21 protein-coding genes are annotated in these 21,293 nt (G+C 55.0%); 2 read left to right on the top strand and 19 right to left on the bottom strand.

All coding sequences use genetic code 11. The features are described from left to right. Window positions 1-3: 3 nt before the first annotated feature. Together PZA18_RS09320 and PZA18_RS09315 are read right to left on the bottom strand one after the other, a co-directional pair. Complete coding sequence (locus PZA18_RS09320; protein WP_284100557.1) at window positions 4-756, bottom strand: SDR family oxidoreductase; 753 nt, start codon at window positions 754-756, stop codon at window positions 4-6. 73 nt (window positions 757-829) lie between these two features. Beyond that, the gene (locus PZA18_RS09315; RefSeq protein WP_284100556.1) at window positions 830-1,555 is read right to left on the bottom strand and encodes an arylesterase; all 726 of its coding nucleotides are present in this window, start codon (window positions 1,553-1,555) and stop codon (window positions 830-832) included. Here PZA18_RS09315 and PZA18_RS09310 point away from each other — a divergent pair. Further along, entirely contained in the window at window positions 1,554-2,258 is a 705-nt protein-coding gene (locus PZA18_RS09310; RefSeq protein ID WP_284100555.1) for an ABC transporter ATP-binding protein, read from the top strand. The two genes, PZA18_RS09315 and PZA18_RS09310, sit on opposite strands and share 2 nt — an antisense overlap. Further along, window positions 2,258-4,735, top strand: a complete 2,478-nt coding sequence (locus tag PZA18_RS09305; RefSeq protein ID WP_284100554.1) for an ABC transporter permease — start codon at window positions 2,258-2,260, stop codon at window positions 4,733-4,735. The genes PZA18_RS09310 and PZA18_RS09305 overlap by 1 nt, the downstream gene beginning before the upstream one ends. Before the next feature lie 399 nt (window positions 4,736-5,134). On the opposite strand, the gene PZA18_RS09300 is transcribed toward PZA18_RS09305, so the two are convergent. From PZA18_RS09300 to rpoE, 17 genes are all read right to left on the bottom strand, one after another. Continuing rightward, a complete protein-coding gene (locus PZA18_RS09300; protein ID WP_284100553.1) occupies window positions 5,135-6,772 on the bottom strand; it encodes a hypothetical protein in 1,638 nt (545 codons plus the stop codon). A gap of 619 nt (window positions 6,773-7,391) precedes the next feature. Next, window positions 7,392-7,772 (bottom strand): SpoIIAA family protein, encoded by a 381-nt coding sequence (locus tag PZA18_RS09295; protein WP_284100552.1) that lies wholly within the window; start codon window positions 7,770-7,772, stop codon window positions 7,392-7,394. Between the two features lie 92 nt (window positions 7,773-7,864). Further along, window positions 7,865-8,959, bottom strand: a complete 1,095-nt coding sequence (gene nagZ, locus PZA18_RS09290; RefSeq protein WP_284100551.1) for a beta-N-acetylhexosaminidase — start codon at window positions 8,957-8,959, stop codon at window positions 7,865-7,867. Continuing rightward, window positions 8,956-9,351 carry a holo-ACP synthase gene (gene acpS / locus PZA18_RS09285; RefSeq protein WP_284100550.1) on the bottom strand — a complete coding sequence of 132 codons (396 nt, stop codon included), beginning with the start codon at window positions 9,349-9,351 and terminating at the stop codon, window positions 8,956-8,958. Before acpS ends, nagZ begins: the two co-directional genes overlap by 4 nt. Window positions 9,352-9,355: 4 nt before the next feature. Then, complete coding sequence (pdxJ, locus tag PZA18_RS09280) at window positions 9,356-10,087, bottom strand: pyridoxine 5'-phosphate synthase (protein WP_284100549.1); 732 nt, start codon at window positions 10,085-10,087, stop codon at window positions 9,356-9,358. Window positions 10,088-10,315: 228 nt separating this feature from the next. Beyond that, window positions 10,316-11,038, bottom strand: a complete 723-nt coding sequence (gene recO / locus PZA18_RS09275) for a DNA repair protein RecO (RefSeq protein ID WP_284100548.1) — start codon at window positions 11,036-11,038, stop codon at window positions 10,316-10,318. After that, complete coding sequence (gene era / locus PZA18_RS09270) at window positions 11,025-11,924, bottom strand: GTPase Era (protein ID WP_284100547.1); 900 nt, start codon at window positions 11,922-11,924, stop codon at window positions 11,025-11,027. Before era ends, recO begins: the two co-directional genes overlap by 14 nt. Before the next feature lie 26 nt (window positions 11,925-11,950). Continuing rightward, the gene (gene rnc, locus PZA18_RS09265) at window positions 11,951-12,637 is read right to left on the bottom strand and encodes a ribonuclease III (protein WP_284100546.1); all 687 of its coding nucleotides are present in this window, start codon (window positions 12,635-12,637) and stop codon (window positions 11,951-11,953) included. 8 nt (window positions 12,638-12,645) lie between these two features. Then, window positions 12,646-13,008: a DUF4845 domain-containing protein gene (locus PZA18_RS09260; protein WP_284100545.1), complete on the bottom strand. Its 363-nt coding sequence runs from the start codon at window positions 13,006-13,008 to the stop codon at window positions 12,646-12,648. A gap of 15 nt (window positions 13,009-13,023) precedes the next feature. Beyond that, window positions 13,024-13,992 carry a signal peptidase I gene (gene lepB / locus PZA18_RS09255; protein ID WP_284100544.1) on the bottom strand — a complete coding sequence of 323 codons (969 nt, stop codon included), beginning with the start codon at window positions 13,990-13,992 and terminating at the stop codon, window positions 13,024-13,026. 24 nt (window positions 13,993-14,016) lie between these two features. Further along, window positions 14,017-14,991, bottom strand: a complete 975-nt coding sequence (lepB, locus tag PZA18_RS09250) for a signal peptidase I (RefSeq protein WP_284100543.1) — start codon at window positions 14,989-14,991, stop codon at window positions 14,017-14,019. Then, window positions 14,992-16,785 (bottom strand): translation elongation factor 4, encoded by a 1,794-nt coding sequence (gene lepA / locus PZA18_RS09245; protein ID WP_284100542.1) that lies wholly within the window; start codon window positions 16,783-16,785, stop codon window positions 14,992-14,994. A 75-nt stretch (window positions 16,786-16,860) separates the two neighbouring features. Beyond that, window positions 16,861-17,112 carry a glutaredoxin family protein gene (locus PZA18_RS09240; RefSeq protein WP_284100541.1) on the bottom strand — a complete coding sequence of 84 codons (252 nt, stop codon included), beginning with the start codon at window positions 17,110-17,112 and terminating at the stop codon, window positions 16,861-16,863. Then, a complete protein-coding gene (locus PZA18_RS09235; protein ID WP_284100540.1) occupies window positions 17,109-18,632 on the bottom strand; it encodes a DegQ family serine endoprotease in 1,524 nt (507 codons plus the stop codon). The genes PZA18_RS09240 and PZA18_RS09235 overlap by 4 nt, the downstream gene beginning before the upstream one ends. A 268-nt stretch (window positions 18,633-18,900) precedes the next feature. Further along, window positions 18,901-19,884 carry a MucB/RseB C-terminal domain-containing protein gene (locus tag PZA18_RS09230; RefSeq protein WP_284100539.1) on the bottom strand — a complete coding sequence of 328 codons (984 nt, stop codon included), beginning with the start codon at window positions 19,882-19,884 and terminating at the stop codon, window positions 18,901-18,903. A 15-nt stretch (window positions 19,885-19,899) separates the two neighbouring features. Continuing rightward, window positions 19,900-20,412: a sigma-E factor negative regulatory protein gene (locus PZA18_RS09225; protein WP_284100538.1), complete on the bottom strand. Its 513-nt coding sequence runs from the start codon at window positions 20,410-20,412 to the stop codon at window positions 19,900-19,902. A gap of 2 nt (window positions 20,413-20,414) precedes the next feature. Then, the gene (gene rpoE, locus PZA18_RS09220) at window positions 20,415-21,020 is read right to left on the bottom strand and encodes an RNA polymerase sigma factor RpoE (protein WP_284100537.1); all 606 of its coding nucleotides are present in this window, start codon (window positions 21,018-21,020) and stop codon (window positions 20,415-20,417) included. Window positions 21,021-21,293: the final 273 nt, after the last annotated feature.

Below are 21,293 nucleotides of genomic sequence, written 5' to 3'. Positions count from 1 at the left end.
TGGCTAGCGGCCACCTGCACAGTCGATGAAGGCGCCAGTCACATAAGATGCCTCGTCGGAGGCCAACCAGTGAATGGCATGGGCGACTTCTTCGCTTTGGCCGCAGCGCTGCATCGGAATATTCGGTGCCAACCGGGCCAGGCGTCGCGGGTCGCCGGCTTTGGCGTGGATCGGGGTGTCGATATAGCCCGGCCGTACTGCATTTACCCGGATGCCTTCGCTCGCCACTTCGAGGGAGAGGCCTTTAGTCAGCGCATCGATGGCGGCTTTCGCAGCGGCATAGTCCACATATTCGCCTGGTGACCCCAGCCGCGCCGCAGCAGACGAGACATTGACGATTACCCCGCCGCGCCCGCCGTGTCGGGTGGACATGCGCTTGACGGCTTCGCGGCTGCACAGAAAGACGCTGAGCACGTTGCTCGCAAAGGTATTCGTCAGGCGCGCAGCACTCATGGTCTCGACCCGCATCTGCGGTTGCACGATCCCGGCATTGTTGATCAGGGCATGGAGCGGCCCGCAGTGCGCATCTATTTCGGCAAACAGGTGTTCAATGGCGGTTTCTTCCCGCAGGTCGGCTTGCATCAGCCAGACCTGGCTTTCCCGCTCCCGGCACTGCCTGGCGAGGTCATCGGCGCCCTGGCGGTTTTGGTGGTAGTGCAAGACCAGATCAAACCCGGCCTGGGCCATGCGCAGGGCCGTGGCGGCGCCAATGCCGCCACTGGCACCGGTGATCAAAGCGATTCTTCGGGATGTCATACGGGTCTCGGGTCGGAATGAATGAGCCAGGAAGCCAGATGCCGCGAGGCTTGCCGGGTGGCGGTTGTGACCGTTACTTCTTCTTTTTGGCGGGTTCAAGCATGCGCTTCAACGTCGGCATGATATTGATCACCAGCTGTGGCTGCGCCTGCGCCGTGGGGTGCAGCTGGTCTGCCTGGAACTGGTCGGGGCGATCCGCCAGACCATCCAGCAGGAACGGTGGTGGGGGCAACTTGTGCTGGGTGGCAAGCTGATCGTACATATTGCGGAACTTGGCCGTGTAAGCGGGGCCGAAGTTGGGCGGTAGGCGCATGGCCAGCAGCAGTACTCTGGCTCCGGTGTCGCGGCTTAGGGTGATCATTCGGTCGAGATTGGCTCGGGCTGCGTCAATGGGTAGTCCCCGCAAGCCATCGTTGGCACCCAGCTCAATGATGACGATACTGGGTTTATGCTCGGCCAGCAGCGCTGGCAGGCGCGTCAGTCCTCCGGCAGTGGTTTCGCCAGACTGGCTGGCATTGATAACCTGAACCTTCGGCCCCAGCTGCTGTTGTACCAGCGCGGGCCAGGATTGCTCGACACGGATGCCATAGCCTGCCGACAGGCTATCGCCGAATACCAGGATTTTTGCTTCATGTGATGTTTTGGCGGCTACCAGCGTCATCGAGGACTGGGTGGGTTCGGTTGCTCCGGCAGCCAGGGCCCAAGCCAGACAAATAACCCCAAGGCTTTGTTGACCCAGGCGCTTCATAATCGCCAGACCAAAGTCAACAGAACCTGATACCCAACGCATTTCCAACATGTCTATGACCCCAGAATTTGCAAAGGGCCCGATTGTGCGGGCTGAAGGTTTGACCAAGCAAGTCGGTATGCAGACTGACACACTGACCATTCTAGACTCGGTTGGCTTCGAGTTGCCGCCCGCAGCCAGCCTGGCGATTGTCGGTGCCTCGGGCTCGGGCAAGTCTACTCTGCTTGGATTGTTGGCGGGGCTGGATATGCCTACGTCGGGCGAGGTTACGCTGGTTGGCCAGTCGCTGAACCGGCTTGACGAGGATGGCAGGGCCAAATTGCGTGCGGAGCGTATCGGCTTTGTGTTCCAGTCCTTCCAGCTGCTTGGTGCGCTGACCGCCTTGGATAACGCCGCGCTACCGCTGGAGCTGGCTGGCCGCGCCAATGCCCGGCGCGAGGCCGAGGCGATCCTGCGTCGGGTGGGTTTGGGGGAGCGGCTGAGGCATTATCCCAAGCAGCTGTCGGGCGGCGAACAACAGCGGGTGGCGATTGCACGGGCATTTGCCACCACGCCCGACCTGCTGTTTGCCGATGAGCCAACCGGCAATCTGGATACGCAGACGGGGGCGGCAATTATTGATCTGCTGTTTGACCTGAATCGCGAGCATGCCACGACGCTGGTGCTGGTCACGCATGATGACCGTCTGGCCCAGCGTTGCCAATGCCGGTTGCGGCTGGCGGGTGGCAAGGTCGTCGAACGGGAGGGCGTGTAATGGTTGCCGCAGGATGGAGCTTGGCCGCCAGGATGTTGCGGCGCGATCTACGGGCCGGCGAACTGACGGTGATGCTGGTGGCCCTGGTGGTGGCCATTGCGGCGATGAGCAGCGTCGGTTTGTTTACCGATCGTGTAGCAAGGGCGTTGGAGCGGGAAGCTGACCAGATGCTGGCAGCAGACTTGGTGATGAGTGCCGATCAGCCGATTCCTGATGCTTTTCGCGCCGAGGCCAAGCGTCTGAACCTCGCGCTGGCGCAGACGACGATTTTTCCCAGCATGGTGCAGATCGGCGACAAGGCACAGCTGACCACCATCAAGGCCGTGACGCCCAATTATCCGCTGCGTGGCAAAGTGCGGCTGGGACGGCCGGACAGCTACCGCGAAACGGTGGCGGCGCCAAGCCCCGGTACGGCCTGGGGCGACCAACGTCTTTTCGATAGCCTCGGCCTCAAACCCGGGGACACCATTGTTCTGGGTGAACGCTCGTTCCGGATTGTCGAGGCGATCCAGCGGGAGCCGGATGCGGCGATGGATCTCTACAATTTTGTGCCCCGTCTGCTGATCCCGGCGGCCGATGTGGCGTCCACGGGCTTGATTCAGACAGGCAGCCGGATTCGCTACCGCTTGCTGCTGGCCGGGCCTGCTGATGCCATCAAGGCGTATCGGGCCTGGGCGGCGCCAAAACTGCAGCGCGGCCAGCGTATCGAGGACGTGCGGGAGGCTCGGCCTGAAGTCAGAACATCGCTCGAACGTTCGGAGCGCTTTCTGCGCTTGTCAGCGCTGGTCAGTGTCTTTCTGGCAGCTGCTTCCATATCGCTGGCAGCGCGCCGTTATGTTGAGCGGCATCTTGATCCGGTAGCGTTGTTACGCACATTGGGGGCCAGCCAGCGCCTGATTGTCAGCCTGTTCCTGCGGCAGTATGTGTTGCTTGCCTTGCTGGCTGGTGCACTGGGGCTCGGTGTTGGGGTAATGGCGCATTTTGCCTTGGTCAGCAGCTTGGCAACCTTTGTGAAGACCGACTTGCCGCCATTGTCCTGGTGGCCGGCATTGAGTGGCTTTACGGTTGGCGTGACGTTGCTGTTTGGCTTCTGCTTGCCGCCTTTGTTGCGTCTGCAAAAGGTGTCGCCACTGAGAGTGATCCGGCGTGATCTGGCACCCGCCGCCAACGAGCGCGTGGCCTGGGGCTTGGGAGCTCTGGTTCTGTGCGGCCTGATTGGCTGGCAGGCTGGCGATGCCCTGCTGGCTGCCCTGGCGCTCGCCGGAATGGGCGGCACCATCTTGTTGTCTGCGACAGGAGCCTGGCTGCTGTTGTGGCTAAGCACGCATCTGGCTTTGCCGTTGGGGCCGGGGTTTCGTTTTGGCGTGGCCAATCTGGCCCGGCGCCGGGTTATGTCGGTGGCGCAGATTGTGGCGTTATCCCTGGGGATAATGGCGTTGTTGCTGCTGGTGGTGGTGCGTGGAGACTTGCTTTCCGCTTGGGCGCGATCGCTGCCACCCGATGCACCCAATCGTTTTGGAATCAATATCCAGCCAGATCAGCGGGCACCGATTGCTTCCGCCTTCCGCGCCAACGGTATGACTGCCCCGACTTTTGCGCCGATGATCCGGGCACGCTTGCTGTCGATTGGAGACAAGGTGCTGAAGCCAGACAGCTATAAGGATGAGCGGGCGCGTAATCTGGCGGAGCGTGAGTTCAATCTCTCCTGGGGAGACTCGCTGCGCAAGGACAATCGCCTGGTCGCTGGTCGACCGCTAAATGACGCGGTGCCAGAATTTTCGGTTGAGGAAAGTCTGGCCGAGCGCTTGGGCATCAAACTGGGCGACAGGCTGGTATTCATGATTGATGGCCGACGCTTTGAAGCACCTGTTACCAGCCTGCGCAAGGTGAATTGGGATTCATTCCAGCCCAATTTCTTTGTCGTGGGCAGCCACGCCCTGCTGGGCGGGGTGCCTGCCAGCTATCTCACCAGCTTTCATGTGAGGGCCGACAAGCAGGCATTTGTGAATGGCTTGGTACGAACTTATCCGAACCTGACAATTATCGATGTCACCGTGATTCTGAATGAGGTTCGTTCCATGCTGACCCGGGCCGCAGAGGCGATTGAATATGTGTTTGCATTCAGCTTGCTGGCGGGATTAACCGTGCTCTATGCCGCAACACTGTCAACGCAGGATGAGCGCAGACGGGAGGCCGCGATTCTACGAACGCTTGGCGCTTCGAGCAGGGTGGTGTGGCAGGCCATGAGTACCGAGCTGTTGATGGTAGGCGGGGTAGCAGGAGTGCTGGCCGGTCTGGCTGCCTTGCTGACGGGTGCTTTGGCTGCCAGCAAGCTGTTTGAGCTGGGGTGGAACTTCAACTGGTATTTGCCCGTGGGGGGGCTGGTCGGCGGTGCTGCCGGGGTGCTGCTTGCCGCCTGGCCTTTGCTGCGCAAGGTACTGGCGACGCCCCCGTTACGCGCCCTGAACCACTCATAGTGTCTGGTCAGCGCAGTCGTACGGGGAATGTAAAACGGCGATTTGCTGCCCGCTGGTAGCAGAATCGCCGTACTGCCTCCGGGTCTGCCGCCGTTGAATTGCCGTTCTGGAAATTCAACGTCAACAGAACCTAGGTTCTGTTGACGTAAGGTTTGCAGATCGCGTTTCACCGGAAAATGGCCTGGAGCAAGGCGCAGAGCGCGCCGCATAGTCATTCTATGCAAGCGCTCTGCAACACAGGTCCAGGCCGTTTTCCGGTGAAACCCTGCGGGCCGGGTCGATTTTTGGGGCAGTGCGTCGTTAGGGTTCGCTTATTTAGCTCGCTAAACCGCGCTTACCCTGCCTAGCCCTGCCCCAAAACTCGGCTCGGCGCGACTGTAAACCTTATGTCAACAGAACCTAGTCTTTGCGCAGGAGATCGACCGAAGACCAGATCCAGTCCGGTCCTTTTTCCAGCATATCACCCAACTTCACCGTGAAATGCTTATCGCGGGCGGTGACGTGGTAGAAGCGATCCATTGAGTAGTCTGCTGCCTGGATCAGCATGGTATTGATGCGTTTGCCTTCGGTTTGGTGCGGAATGTACAGGCCCAAGCGCGGCACAATCGCACCGAAGGTATCCAGGCCATCGGCGCTCATCGACAAGGCAGATGGGCGGCGATGCTCGTCTTCCGACCGCATGGTGACAGACACCGAGGCGGTAGAGAGGATCTGCAGCCCGGCGTACAGATGCTCGGTATCAATCCGGTTAAGCCGACGAATCACCGCCAGAATCCAGTTGCTGTTGGCGTCGTTACGCATGCCAACCAGCACGCCTAGACGCACCCAGTCGTTGCCATTGACTGGCAATACAGCGCCGAAACCGCCTTCACTCTGGTTCTCAAGCACCCACGACACGGTTTCCAGATGGCGAGGTGCATAGCTCGAGTGCTTGTTCTGCATTTCCGCCATGCGTTGCTTTGTGCGGTCGGTCACGAAGCCATAGAGTTTCATGTCCATGACTTCGGCGCTCTCAGGCGTGCGCTTCATCGTCTGCACAGACATGATGCGGTCATCATCCTGCCGGATTGCCTGAAAGATATTGTTCAGGCCCTGCACCACTTCCACCAATTTATTGACCTTGTGGCGCTCGCTGCGGTGAATCTGATGGGTCAGCTCGCGTGACCAAAGGATTTCCAGCTGCTTCATGAAGTCCAGGCAACCCGGCATGCGGCAGTCGTCGCCCAAGCCGAGGCGTTGCGGACTTTCGCCGGCCTCCAGCTGCTTGATGATCTTGGTCATCTCAGCCAGCAACTCGATCACCCCCCAATAGCGCATCGTTTCGCCATCAACTTGATCGTGAATCTTGCTGGGGCCTGCGGGCTCCTGCAGATTCAGACAAAACTGGTGGACATTGGCGCGGTACTTGCGCTCGATCTGAATATGGCGCGACCAGGAATCCAGCCATCTATCGGCCCAGTCAAACTGCCGAAAGCTGAAATTGCCATTGTTGAGGGTCGCCAACATCATGATCTGCACGTACTCATCCGCGCAGGAGGTTGTGGGCGAGGACAGGGCAGGGTAGAGCGAAAAGGGATCGCTATCGACATCGCTGACTTCAGACAGCCGATAGATCTGATGGGCGGCACTCCAGAGTTTGGGGTCCGGCGCTGAAAACCGGAAAAAATGCCACTTCATCTGAATGCTGATGTAGTGCAACGCCCGGGCCAGCATGATCGCTGTCAGCTTCTGAAACTCCGAAGCCTCTTCGGGCTTGGGTTCCTCCAGCAGAACAAAGCGCTGGTAGGCCGCCAGCATATCGCGCGAAAAGCCGACAATGTCTTGCCATAGCTTTTCTTCAATCTGCTTCGACATTCTCGGGTTCTGAATATATTGCTGCCGAACCAGATCGAAGGCAGGTTGTGCCTGTTCGTCAATCAGCAGCAGTGCCTGCAGGGCTGCCAGATTCAGGGGGTGGTCTTTTTGAGCAAAACGATGTACCGCCTCTTGTACCTTGCCCAGCTGGGCTGATACCTCGGTCAGGCGGATCTTCTTCATCCAAGAGGCCGCAGATTTGGGACTCTCGAAAGGATCTTGTTCTCGGTTGAACAAGGAATTGATCGAATTCAGTATTTCCCGCATCGATGCCCGCCGGCAGCCAGTTGCCGCCAAAGAAATAAGGTAAGTGTGGGGATTATGACAAATTACCAATCGGTATGTGTCATATTCAACGTGAGGCTAGGCTTGTCAAGGATTTGAAGGCAGTTCAACAAGAAGCGATTTCAAGCCCTCAATCAAGACGCAGCTTTATGGTTATACGCAGTTCCTGCCACTTGCATCCGGAATGCCAACATCGCATGAAATACTTGTTGGCGCTAGGCTCGGTTGACATTTTGTTTTCGGATCGCGTTTCGTCGGATTTGGGCCGGATGAAAGGCGAAAAGCGTGCCGCTTGGTGGTAAGCCACGCGGTTTCCCGTCTGGGCGCACAGGCTGTACTGCATGGCGACGTAAGCCAACAGCCTGACAGTCAATACTGCAGCAGGCCCAAATCCGGCGCGGCTGAAAACAAATTGTCAACAGAGCCTAGGTGGCCATCTACATATGGCCCCGCGAGGTCGAAAGTACCTCGTGACCGGCGGAGAGTCTGGCTTGCACTGGATACTCCGCGACGGCAATCAGCTGGACGGATTTTGTTGGCTTGCCAGCTCTGCTTCGGAATCGAGCCAGATCTCGGCTTCCGTGGTGTCGCTGAAGATTTGTACCTCAGCATCCACAAATAGTCTGGCAATCCAAGCCGACCAGGTGACCCACTGGTCATTGGTAACGACGGCAATCTTGCCGAAGTCCCGACGATGCGCGCGGCTGAAACGAATCTCCTCCCACACCACATCCAGTGTGTAGTCGAGCATTTCCGTCAAATCAAACAGCAAACTTGCTGGACCATGAAATTTGATCTGATACAGGACGTTTTCCTCGAACTCCTTATAGTCAGCCAAGTTGAATTCACCCGCGACGGTCACGGCAACATAGTTGGGCTGGTGTGCGAGGTTGATCATGCCTTAACTCCTTTTCCGAAGTTACTATTATGTATAGACCACTCATTGCACCCTCCGCCAGCGAGGCTTGCCGGCCAGAGGGTCGCGGGGCTTCAGGCGCAGGGAGGAGGTGCTTCGCCAACGGTTATGCCGCTATCCATCCCCGCCAGCTTCTGCGATAGCGCCGTAATCTTTTGGTGGGCCACCATCCAACGCGCATCTTGTTGTAGTTGCTGCAAGCTTAGACGTGGCTGGGCCCGCATACGTTCCAGACGCGTGTGGCTCTGTTTGTCTGGGGTACGTGCCAGCGTGTGCAGCAATTCATCGGCCAGCGCAGGTTGGTTGCAAACCAATACCATGTCGCAGCCTGCCTGAAACGCCAATTCGGCTCTGGCGGTGATGCTTCCGGCGCCTGCAGCACCTTCCATGCATAGATCGTCACTGAAAATCACGCCATCAAACTGGAGTGCCTGCCTCAGGATTTGTTGAAGCCAGATCGCTGAATAGCCGGCTGGTTGTTGATCTACCTGCGGGTAGACCACATGGGCGGGCATGACGGCCGCCATACCGTGTTGGGCGAGCGAGCGAAACGGAACCAAATCAGCCTGCTCGATTTGCGCCAGACTGCGCTCATCTACAGGAATAGCATGGTGGGAGTCTGCCTCGACGTAGCCATGACCAGGGAAATGCTTGCCGACTGCGGACATGCCGGCTTGTTGCAGCCCTTCCGTCAGGGCGCGTGCCAGCAAGGTGATGATGGCAGGATTCTGGTGCAGGCTGCGATTGCCGATGACACCGGAACGCTGATGGTTCACATCCAGAACGGGTGTGAAACTGAAGTCGATGCCATAGGCGGCCAGTTCACTGCCGATGATCCAGCCAATTTCGGTAGCCAGTGCCAAACCGTCATCGGCTGATTGATCGTATACCTCTCCTACTGCCTGCATTGGTGGAATACGGGTAAAGCCTTCTCTGAACCGCTGCACGCGCCCACCTTCGTGATCGACGGCAATCAGTAGGGCAGGGGTTCGAAGTTGCTTGATGGCATTACATAGCTCGGCAATTTGCTGCGGAGACTGGAAATTGCGCGAGAACAGAATCACGCCACCTACCAGAGGATGAATCAGTCGGTGCCGTTCTTCCTCGGTCAGTGCGAATCCCTGCACATCGACCATGACAGGGCCTAGGGGGATGTTCGGAATGCTCACGCTGATACTCCCTGGCTTGCTTCCAGTACGACAAACGCAGCGGTCATGCTGTGTTCATCCGAAATACTCAAGTGAGCCCGGCTGACGCCACGTTCAGCCATCAAATCGCGCACTGAATCATCAAATTGCAGCAGGGGGCGCCCCCCTTTCTCGTGGCCGACACCGATCTTGCCAAATGAAACCGGGTGCCGTATCCCCGTTCCCAGTGCTTTGGCGAAGGCTTCCTTGGCGGCGAATCGCTTGGCCAGAAAGGCAACGGGTTGTTTGGCCTGTACAAACTCCGCCCGTTCCGCCTCGGTCAGGATTTGCCCGAGGAAGCGGTCGCCGTATTTTTCATAAAGCTCCGCAATGCGGGCGTTCTCTACTAGATCGGTTCCAATGCCGTAGATCATTCAACTACCCCCGCATTTGCTGCGCTTCGCGCATGAGCGCTTTCATGCTTCGAACAGCGTCCGCCAGACCTACCCAGATTGCCTGGGCAATAATGGCGTGGCCGATATTGAGTTCTCGGATACTTGGTATGGCGGCGATCGGTTGGACGTTGTGATAGTTGAGCCCATGTCCCGCATTGACGACTAAGCCAAGGTCATCCCCCAGCGTAGCGGCGGCCTTGATGCGGCTAAGCTCCTGCTGCATGGCTTCGCCATGCGATTCTGCGTAGGCGCCGGTATGCAATTCGACTACTGGGGCACCCAACTCATGCGCTGCACGCAGCGCTTCTTCGTCTGGGGCGATAAAAAGGGAGACCCGAATGCCCGCATCCTGCAAGGTTCGCGTGAAATCCTTGACACGATTGTAGTGACGCACAACATCCAGTCCCCCCTCAGTGGTGCGTTCCTCGCGCCGTTCTGGCACCAGACAGACATCCTGAGGTTTTACGCGCAGGGCGATTTCGAGCATCTCGTCGGTAACGGCCATTTCCAGGTTCATGCGGGTTTGCAAAGCCGCCCGCATAACGAAGACGTCGTTGTCGACAATGTGGCGTCGATCTTCCCGTAAATGCAAGGTAATGAGGTCTGCTCCAGCGGATTCTGCGATAAGTGCAGCCTGGGTCGGACTGGGATAGATGGTGCCGCGCGCTTGCCGCAGTGTAGCGACATGATCAATGTTGACGCCAAGGGCAATCATCCGTGTCTCCTCTGTTGATTCTGAATATCTGGGCTGTGCGAGTCTGGCGGCGGAGAGGCCGATGCCGCCATCACCTGCGTGTGCTGATCGGCATGCTTGATCGCCTTGGCTCAAAGTTCGCTCGGGCAGTGACCCCATGACTCACTCGCTGCTAAAGATCTTCGGGTACTGAATATCTACCACTTGCCGGTATCGTTGGCGGTTGACCTGTCGGGAGGGTAGTAGTGCTTACAGGCTCTGCAGGTCTTGCAACAGGCGACGTGTATACAGTGGTGCATCACCCAGTAACTGAGTAAGCAGGCTGCGCATTAAAAGCTTGCTTTGTTGTAGAGTCAAGGGTGAACGGTAATCGCCAACCGCCATGTCGAGCAAGGATTGCCCTGCAATCGTCACCCCTGTCTCAATACGGATTTCTGCGTGCGCCCCTTGTTCTGGCACAAAGCAATAGCTGCGGGATGCTTCAATCGGTTTGCCGGTACTATCGAGTTGCAAGGTCGGTGCGTAACCCAGACCTGCCAGCAGTGCAAGTTCAAAGCAACGAAGGGTGGGTTCTAGTTCGCTGCTGGCGCCGCGAGCAAGTGCTTTGATCGCCTTCTCATAGGCATCAAAGATTTCGGGATGCGGGTCTTCGCGAGGAAGAAGCTTGATGAGAAGTTCGTTCAGATAAAAGCCGCACATCAGAGCGCGGCCGGTGAGTTGTGGAACGCCTCCCTGCCATTCAGCAGAGTGCAGGGTCTTTAGCTCGTTATTGCCAAACCACGACAGCAGCAAGGGCTGAAAGGCCAGCAAAAGGCCCCTCAATGCGGCTCGTGGTCGCCGGGCACCTCTGGCCACCAGACTGTGGCGGCCATGTTCGCGGCTGAATACATCAATGATGAGGCTGGTTTCCCGGTAGGGATAGTGATGGAGCAGAAAGGTGCTGGCGGATTCGACCCGCTTACTCGTAGCCATATTGGCGAATCAATCGGGTGTCATCAGCCCAACCGCTTTTGACTTTGATCCAGACTTGCAAGTACACCTTGCAGTCAAACATGACTTCCATGTCTGTACGCGCTTCGCTGGCAATACGCTTGAGCTTTTCGCCATTCTTGCCGATAAGAATGGCCTTCTGGTTGGGACGATCAACCAGTATGGATGCGTAGATCTTCTTCATTGCCCCTTCGAGTTCGAACTTCTCGATTTCAACCGTGGTTGAATAGGGCAGCTCGTCGCCGAGCAATCGGAAGATCTTTTCCCGAATCAACTCTGCGGCAAGAAATCGTTCACTGCGATCTGTAACTTGATCTTCCGGGTAGATCAGCTCACCTTCAGGCAATAGTGGGCGGATGGCATCAAGCAGTACATCTAGCCGCATCTCCTTCTGTGCAGACACAGGGACGATGGCTTGAAAGTCGAACTCTTTGGCAATTTTCTCGATAAACGGTAGCAGGGCGTCTTTCTTTTCCAACTCATCGACTTTATTGATAACCAGTACGACAGGTCGGTTCTTCGGCAAAAGCTTTAGTACGTCCCGGTCCTTCTGATCAAAGCGCAAGGCTTCAATCACGAAGAGCACTACGTCCACGTCCTGCAAAGTGGTGGTTACGCCCCGATTCATTGCTTGATTCAAAGCACTGCGATACTTGGTCTGAAAGCCGGGAGTATCAACAAACACCCATTGTGCGTCAGCATCGGTACGGATACCCGTAATACGATGACGTGTGGTCTGTGCCTTATTCGACGTGATGCTGAGCTTCTGTCCAACCAATTGATTGAGCAAGGTCGACTTGCCGACATTGGGGCGGCCAACGATAGCCAGGAATCCGGCGCGATAAGAAGGGGTAGTGGGGTCTGTCATGTAAATCCGATAGCAACGTGCAAGTATTAACGCTTGGGGCTTCTGGGGAGTGAAGACAAAGCAACCTCCGCCGCAACCTGTTCCGCAGCGCGACGGCTAGGGCCATGTCCTCGACTGACGATGGATAGTCCTGGCAGTCGGCATTCAACTTCAAACTGCTGGTCGTGCGCATCGCCTTTCTGATGGAGTATCAAATACTCTGGTAACGGGTGGCGATGGGCCTGAAGCCATTCCTGTAAACGGGTCTTGGGGTCTTTGCCGTGCGTCTCCGGATCCAGCTGTTCGATCTTGGGGCGCAAGACCCGGCTTATGACTTGATATGCAGCTTCGTAGCCAGCATCCAGATACACTGCCGCAAAAATGGCCTCCAAAGCATCTGCAAGGATAGATGGGCGCTTCTGTCCGCCACTTTTCACTTCTCCTTCGCCCATCCACATCAGGCTGCCCAAGCCAAGCTCAGAAGCAAGCTCGGCCAAAGACTCCTTTTTGACAAGGCTTGCACGAAGGCGCGAAAGCTCTCCTTCTGACATACGTGGAAAAGCATCGAAAAGCAAACGCGCGGATACTGCACTGAGAATGGCGTCACCAAGAAATTCCAGCCGCTCGTTATGCGGCTGGCCAAAGCTTCGGTGTGTTAATGCTTGCTGAAGCAAACTGGGCGTTGAAAATTGATGGCCCAGAAGCTGCAGTAGGCGAGAAATGTCTAGATTCACTTGTATGATTACTCTCCGCCTTTGCCTTTGTCTTCGATTCGGAAATCGAACAGCAGGCTAATATTCGCAACCAGTGGCACCTTCTTTTGATATTCAACGCTGATGCTAACGGCACCATTTTCCTGAAGGATTTCCAAGTCTTCTCCCTTTACAGATTTGAAGTACTCAATTTCTGCATAGCGATCGAATGCCTGTCGAATATCTGCCATTGGGGCACCAGACTTTTCTTTTGAAACTTTACCGATCGCCGATTTGATCGAGAAATATTCCGAGTAAACGGGAACGACTTTAAAGAAAGTCAGAACCAGAAAAGCTGCAACAATGGCGATCAGGATAAAATTAGTGAAACTGAATCCAAGCTGTTTGCGCACTTTGAATAACTCCTGTCAACGGATTACGGTGCCAATTCGGCCGAAATCGGCCAGACTGAGCCAGATAAAGAAAGCCTTGCCTACGATGTGATCATCAGGGACAAATCCCCAGTAGCGGCTATCGAGGCTGCCATCCCGATTGTCACCCATCATAAAGTAGTGGTTGGATGGAACAACGCAGCTAAACCCATCGTCATTGTATTGACAGTTGTCACGATTTGAAAAGCTCTGAACTTGCCCAAGATCGTAGGTTGGCGCATCTGGCCTGATTAGGGTCGCATAATGTTTCCCTTCAAAATTCTCATAGAAGCTATGAGTGGTCAGTGCCTGCAAGCCTCTATCCTGCTCCATGTAGGAATATGCAGGCCCTTCCTCTCGAGGGACGGGTTTGCCATTGATGCTAAGCTGCTTATTCTTGTATTCCACCTTGTCACCAGGCAGTCCGATGACGCGTTTAATATAGTTTTGGGAGGTGTTCTTTGGATTAATAAATACCATTACATCGCCGTGGGCAGGCTTGTTTACTGAGATCAAAATATTGTTAAGTACCGGTACTCGAATTCCGTAGGTGAATTTGTTGACAAGAATAAAATCCCCAACAACCAAGCCAGGGCGCATAGAACTGGATGGAATCTGAAAAGGTTCAATCAGGAATGAGCGTAATAGAAAGACAACTAAAAGAATCGGAAATAAACCTGACCCGTATTCAACCCAATCTGGTTGGGGGCTGCTTGCCGCCCGTTTGGGGGCTAACATGAATTTCTCTATAGCGGCAATGATTCCAGAAGCCACCACGAATATCAATAAAACAGCACTAAGAGTTAATACCTGGGCAAGCAAACCAAAAATTCCGATTACGATTGCCAGATAGCCACTTTGGACTAATGGAGGAGGCTCATTGCCTTTGCGCTCACTTTTTTGGCCCTGGATTGCCAATACGGCGCCGATGAAAATCGCACCAATAAAAATGTATATCCAATTCATGATAGCTGTGTAATTGACGTTATTTTAATTTATCTGATGACCCAGGCGTTTGAAGTCGCCAATACTCCAGCCGATCAAAAATGCTCGGCCGACGATGTATTTTTCTGGGACAAATCCCCAATAACGACTATCTGCACTTTCATCTCGGTTATCTCCCAGGGCTAAATAATGTCCAGCCGGTACGGTGCAGGCAAAACCTTCAAAAGAATATTTGCAATTTTTTTCCCGGCCCGGAAAGTCTTGAACAGCGAGCGGATTAAGCGTCGGATTCAAGGGCAGATTGAGTGTTGGGTAACGGTGGGTGCCTAGCTGCTCAAGAAACTGCTTGGAAGTCGTGGGGCGACCACTGTCACCAATGTAGCTGTATTCGCCGTCAGATTGGGTTGGGACGGCTTTACCATTGACAGTCAGGCGTTTCTCCCGATATTCGACCGTGTCACCAGGCAAGCCAATTACACGTTTCACAAAGTTGGTGGTTGGATCGTTGGGGTATCTGAATACCATGACATCGCCCCTTGCCGGATTGCCAATCGGTAAGATGACCTGATTGGAAAATGGCAGGCGTATACCATAACTAAACTTGCTGGTCAGAATGAAGTCACCCACAATCAAATTGGGCCGCATTGAGCTGGAAGGAACGCGCAGAGGTTCGACGATAAATTGCTTTAGAACCCCAATCGCCAGTAATACTGCAAAATTTGCCAATGCAAAGGCCGCCCAATCTGGCAATGGTTTGGTATTGGCTTTTGCCTGATAGCCGCGAGTTTTTGCGGCGATTGCCATTAGTGCAGGCACCAGGGTCATGACAAAAAAAGTGTCACTGGCATTAAAAAAGAGCGAAGACACCCCCCAGCCGCCAGCCAGGAGCATGAAGTATCCGATAAATGCTGTGGTAGTAAGCTGTTCCGCATCAAAAATGGGCTTGCTGGATTTGCGGGACGCGATAATCAGTCCCGGTCCCACCACTGCAGCAGCTATGGATACCAAATTCCAGTTCATTTATTTGTCACTCACTTGCAGAATGGCTAGGAAAGCTTCTTGTGGAATTTCAACATTCCCGACCTGCTTCATGCGCTTTTTACCGGCTTTCTGTTTCTCCAGCAGCTTTTTCTTTCGAGTAATATCGCCACCATAACATTTGGCCAATACATCTTTGCGCATAGCCTTGACGGTTTCCCGGGCAATAATATGTGCACCAATTGCCGCCTGAATGGCAATATCAAACATCTGGCGCGGAATTAACTCGCGCATTTTTGAAACCAATTCACGACCACGATAAATACTGGTTGCACGGTGAACGATCAAACTCAATGCATCGACTCGTTCGCTATTAACGAGCACATCTAGTTTCACCAGGTCATCAGCCCGGAATTCTTTGAAATCGTAATCAAGTGAGGCGTACCCACGGCTGACAGACTTGAGTTTGTCAAAGAAATCCATGACAACCTCGGCCATTGGCAAGTCATAGGTCAGCATGACCTGCCTGCCCATGTATTGCATATTACGTTGTGCACCCCGCTTTTGATTGCATAGGGTCATGACTGCGCCAACATAGTCCTGTGGTACCAGAATTGTGGCAGTAATAATCGGTTCACGAATCTCGTCAATTTTGGATAGATCAGGTAGGCGAGAAGGATTTTCGACTTCGAGTAATTCGCCATCTTTCATCAGGACCTGGTAAACCACTGTCGGTGCAGTGGTAATGAGATCCATGTCGAATTCACGCTCCAGCCGCTCCTGTACAATTTCCAGATGCAGCAAGCCAAGAAAGCCACAGCGGAAGCCAAAGCCGAGTGCTTGGGAAACTTCCGGTTCAAAATGCAGGGATGCGTCGTTGAGTTTCAGTTTCTCCAGACTATCGCGTAATGCGTCATAGTCGTGAGACTCTACGGGATACAAGCCTGCAAAGACCTGCGATTTGACTTCTTTGAAGCCCGGTAGAGGGTCAGTTGCAGCAGGCTTGACGTGGGTAATGGTATCGCCAACTTTGGCGGAGGCGAGTTCCTTGATGCCAGCAATGACGAAACCAACTTCGCCAGCCTTCAAAGCGTCACGTTGCATGGACTTAGGGGTAAACACGCCGACCTGTTCGCACAGGTGCTGTGCCTTGGTTGACATGAATAGAAGCTTGTCTTTGGGCTTGATCTCGCCGTCCACTACCCGCACCAACATGACGACGCCGACGTAGTTATCGAACCAGGAGTCGATAATCAGTGCTTTGAGCGGGCCTTCTGGATTACCTTCTGGCGCAGGGACTTTTGCGACCACTGCTTCCAGAATGTCTTCGATGCCGATGCCATTTTTGGCAGAGGCGCGTACCGCATCGGTGGCTTCGATACCGACAATATCTTCGATTTCTTCAATGACGCGTTCAGGCTCGGCGGCAGGTAGGTCGATCTTGTTAAGTACCGCAACAACTTCTACACCCTGTTCAATGGCGGTATAGCAGTTGGCTACTGTTTGGGCTTCAACCCCTTGTGAGGCATCAACGACCAGCAGAGCACCTTCGCAGGCTGCTAGCGATCGACTGACTTCATAGCTGAAGTCAACGTGGCCAGGGGTGTCAATGAGGTTCAGGTTGTAGATTTCCCCATCCCGAGCCTTGTATTGCAGGGCGGCGGTCTGGGCTTTGATGGTAATGCCGCGCTCCTTCTCGATATCCATCGAATCAAGAACCTGTTCGCTCATTTCGCGAAGTTCCAGCCCGCCGCAGAATTGGATGAAACGGTCCGCCAGGGTGGATTTGCCGTGGTCAATGTGAGCAATGATCGAGAAGTTGCGTATGTGTTTCATAGGATGCGCGTGAGTACGAAGGCGACAAAGAAAAATGGGCACGTCGTGCGTGCCCACTTTCACAAACCACGGATTCTAGCGGATTTTCCCCAGATAGGCATCTAACTGCCGTCGGTTGAGGTGGTAGAAGCAGATAATTTCCTCGCGCTCGCCAACCAAGGCTGGTACGAGTTGTCCATACTTGTCTTCCAGAGCGTCTTCATCGTCAATATCCACCCAATTCAACTCAAACTGCAGGGAATCTGTCAGGGAACGTAGCTGTGCCAGCATATCCTGGCACAGGCTACAGTACTCTCTGCCGTAAAGGGTGAGTCTGGGTAGGCTCACTCTTCATCGCCTTTTTTGGGAAGGGTCACTGCAACATATAGTGACAGCTGTCCTCCGCGAATCAGCCGCAGGGCAACAGCACTGCCGGGTTTGGCCTTGCTGAAGGCGTCCTCCAGCTGCTTCAACGACTTAAGCTCGTCGCTACCAACACCAACTATCAGGTCACCAGGCTGGATGCCTGCTCGTGCTGCGGGGCCATCAACATTGCGGACCTGCAGGGCGAATTTGATGTCAAATTGCCTTTGATTCAGTTGCTTGAGTAAGCGTGGGTCTGCTGGTTCTACAGTCAGGCCCGGCTTGCTGAAAGCATTCTCCTGCTGCTTGCCGCGGTACTCACGTTCGGCGGAGCGGCCTTCCGAGGCTTGTTCCATTTCGCCCACTTTGATTGTAAAGGTCTTGCTGGCTTTGTCGCGCCAGACTTCGACCGGTACGCTGGAGCCAGGTTTGGCTGATCCGACGATCCGAGGCAGGTCGGATGACTTGCCAATACCCTGACCGTTGAATTTCACAATGATGTCGCCATTTTGCAAGCCGGCTTTGGCGGCCGGGCCATCGGCTTCGATATTGCTGATCAAGGCACCATTTGTGTTGTCCCGGCCAAGTGCGGTTGCCATGTCTTGAGAGACTTCCTGAATACCGACGCCAATGCGGCCTCGGGTGACTTTGCCTTTGTCGCGCAGTTGCTCGACCACAAGCTTGGCGTCATCAATCGGGATAGCAAAGGACAGGCCCATATACCCGCCGGAGCGGCTGTAAATCTGGGCATTGATACCGATAACCTCGCCGTACATGTTGAAAAGTGGTCCGCCAGAGTTGCCTGGGTTAACGGCGGCATCGGTCTGGATCATCTGAACGTAACTTTCATCGGGCAGGTCACGCTTGGTTGCGCTGACGATGCCGGCTGTCACGGTGTTTTCCAGGCCGTAGGGCGAGCCAATGGCAACGACCCATTCGCCGACCTTCAGCTTCTGGCTTGAGCCAAGGTCAACGGTGGGTAAGTTTTTGGCATCGATTTTGAGTACGGCGACGTCAGTGCGGGCATCTGAGCCAATCACTTTTGCCTTGAATTCACGTTTGTCTGCCAGCTTGACCTTGATTTCATCTGCATCGGCAATGACGTGAGCGTTTGTCAGGATGTAACCATCTGATTCAATGATGAAGCCTGATCCAAGTGACTGCGCGCGTTCTGTGCGAGGTTGGGGTTGCGAACGTGGCGGGGCTGGGAAGCCGAAGCGACGAAAAATGTCAAATCCATCGTCGTCGTCTTCAAATCGCTGAAGCCGCTGATTGCGGCGGATAACTTGTGTGGTGCTGATGTTTACAACGGCTTTGCCTTCTTTCTCTACCAGCGCGGTGAAGTCTGGAAGTCCTGTAACCAGTGGCGTTGCGCTGGCTGCTGCGGGGAGTGCCGCTGCGGGGGCCGGCGTGGGTACGTTCTGAACCTTGGACGGACTTGCCGCTTCACTGCAGCTTGAAAGGCCGATGGCAAACAAGGCTGCAGTCAGTACCGTTTTCATCATGGTTTGAATTCCTTCTCTCGTATGTAGCAAAAGGGATTATGTGTAAATAAAAAATCGTCGATATTGCGCGATATGAGTGCTTTGAGTAGCCAAAAGCTGTGAAGTTCCCGCTTTTTGATGGTTGTGGTCGCATGTGATCCACTCCCAAACACCTCATGCTTTGCACTGACGAGTGCAAGGGGGCTGAATGGGGATTCGCAGCCAACAGAACTTGGCCAAGCGCCCTAATGTTTTGGGCACCTGGCCGGCTTTTCAAGTATCGGGGGGGTTAGCGCAAGATGAAGGCGTGGGTGAACATCTGGACGGTCTGTTCTGGCACCTCGCCCAGAGCGGTGATCTGGTATCCGCTGCTTTGGCGTGCGTATACGTTGAGGGATCCCTGTTTGGCTTGGCCGGACGTAGCGCCTGCAGCCAAGGGTTCGATGAAGACTGAAACGGTAGCCAAGCCATCGCTATATACGTATTGCACGACGGGCTGACTCTTGCCCGGTAATTGGCGCCGTACTTCTTTGATCAGGCGGAAGCCGGTTGGGACATTTCTTACTTCCCAGTTTGAATCGGGCGCCTGGTCAGCCTTGGGTTGTGCCAACTCAGCAAGGCTGGCGCGACCGCCTATGCTGGGACGTAGCGCGCGCTTGTCGATGGACCCGCCAATTTGCAACTGAGTAAAGGTGAATTGTTCAACAATTCCAGCCTTCTGGCTGTTTAGCATGCTGGTTTTTAGCAGCAGGCCGGAGCTGGGTTCGATCCAGAGCTTATGTGGGTGCCGCAGTTTGTCGCGAGGTTCGAGTATCAAGACCTGAGTTTCATAGCCTGCTACTCTCTCGTTTTCAAGCTGCCGCAAGTTGTAGTTGGCCACGACATCGGCAATCTGGTCTGGAATGATGCCGGGGAAAAACTTGTTGGCAGTGCGCCGATCCAGCGCAATTGGCTTGGTATCGGGGCGATAGCAAACAATCTGGTCATTGTTGCGGATGAATTCTCTGGGCGGGCCATCTAAAGACTCACGCTTTTCCTGTTCACCATTGCCATCGGCGTAGTGAACCAGTCGCAAAGACTCCAGGTGATCTGCCTGCTGGTAGAGGTAGACACCGCTGTAATTGAGGTTGCGAGCTGCGGTATTGATGCGGCGCAGGACGTTGGCGGCCTCAAATGGATTGAGCTGCTGGCCAGTTTGCGCCGTGGTCGTTTCGCTGGCGTAGGCAACAGAAACCACCAACGCCAGGCCACATAGGCCGGATCGTAACATCATCGACGAAAACCTCGGTTATTGTTGCTTGACAGCAGGACGGCGAACTTCAAGGCCTGCCTTCATCGCAAGTCTGCCATTCCAGCTGGGGTTGCCAAGAGTTTCATGGTGAGCCAGCAGATAGGGCGCCACACTCACTTCATTCGCGGCAGGCGCGCTTGCGACAACCGATGCTGGTGCGAGGGTAGGCTGGATGTCTGTGGACTGGCGGTTGACGATCCATGCGGCGCTTGCCACCACCATGACCGAGGCGGCGGCCGACAAGGCTATCCAGCGTCGCTTGGGCTGCCAGGTGGCGCTACGCTGACGGATGGCGTTCGGTGCTATGACGACGGGCTCGGCATCCAGCTTGGCGGAAAAGCGAGTCATGAAGTCTGACGACATCGCTGGCTCGGTACGTAGGGCGTCAGAGATGGCGTGATATTCCTGCCAGTAGCGCTGACCGTCTTCGTTGCAGAGAGTCTTGAGCATGGCGTCGAGCTCATGATCTTCCCATTCGTTGTCCATGAGTGCCGAAAGTTTTTCTTGCATGCTTACCACCTTTTGTTTGTGCTGACCGTATCGAGCAAAGGTCGCAATTGTGTCGCGATTGCCTCGCGCGCCCGGAAAATTCTAGACCGCACCGTTCCGATGGGGCAGTTCATGACTGTTGCAATGTCTTCATAACTGAGCCCCTCCATTTCACGCAGGGTGATGGCGGTTCTGAGTTCTTCAGGCAGCGCCTCAACGGCTTCATTTACCGTTGAGACAATCTGCCTGTTCATCAGTTCTGTCTCTGGCGTATTGAGATCAGGAATCTGCGCTGCGGCATCCAGAGTTTCCCCCTCGTCATCCTCGTACTCGGTTGAGAGCGTGGGGCGACGGCCCATGGATGCCAGGTAATTCTTGGCAGTATTAATCGCGATCCGGTATAGCCATGTATAAAACGCACTCTCTCCGCGAAATGAAGGGATTGCACGATAAGCCTTGATAAAGGCCTCCTGTGTTACATCCTCGATTTCCGCCTGATCACGGATCATCCGTGAGAGTAGTCTTGCAATCTTCCGGTGATATTTGTTCACCAGAAGCTCGAAAGCCTTCTTGTCGCCGCGTTGCACGCGGACGACCAATTCCTGATCGATATCCCGATCACTTGCCATCGCTTGCTCCCCTTGGCACCGATCTGAACGCGACGCTATTGCCTGGCAAAGACAAGAACCGGCCTTTATACCGGCGTGATGGCAACACGGCGGTGTAAAGATCTTCGCGCGACGGTTGGGGCGGGCCAGAGTTAGTGGCTCCGCTGATTTGATTATCGTTATGACGACATCGCCTGCCTCCCTGGCTTGATCCGGCAGTGGGATTGCCGGCTGGCGATGTGTCCTGTCTTTGTAGGCCTGCGGTTTGTTGCTTCGCCGCCTCATCATCAATTC

It is taken from the genome of Parachitinimonas caeni (assembly GCF_030129945.1).
Lineage (GTDB): Bacteria > Pseudomonadota > Gammaproteobacteria > Burkholderiales > Chitinimonadaceae > Parachitinimonas > Parachitinimonas caeni.
Note: the sequence above shows the minus strand (reverse complement) of the source record. Positions and strands in the feature narration are given on the sequence as shown.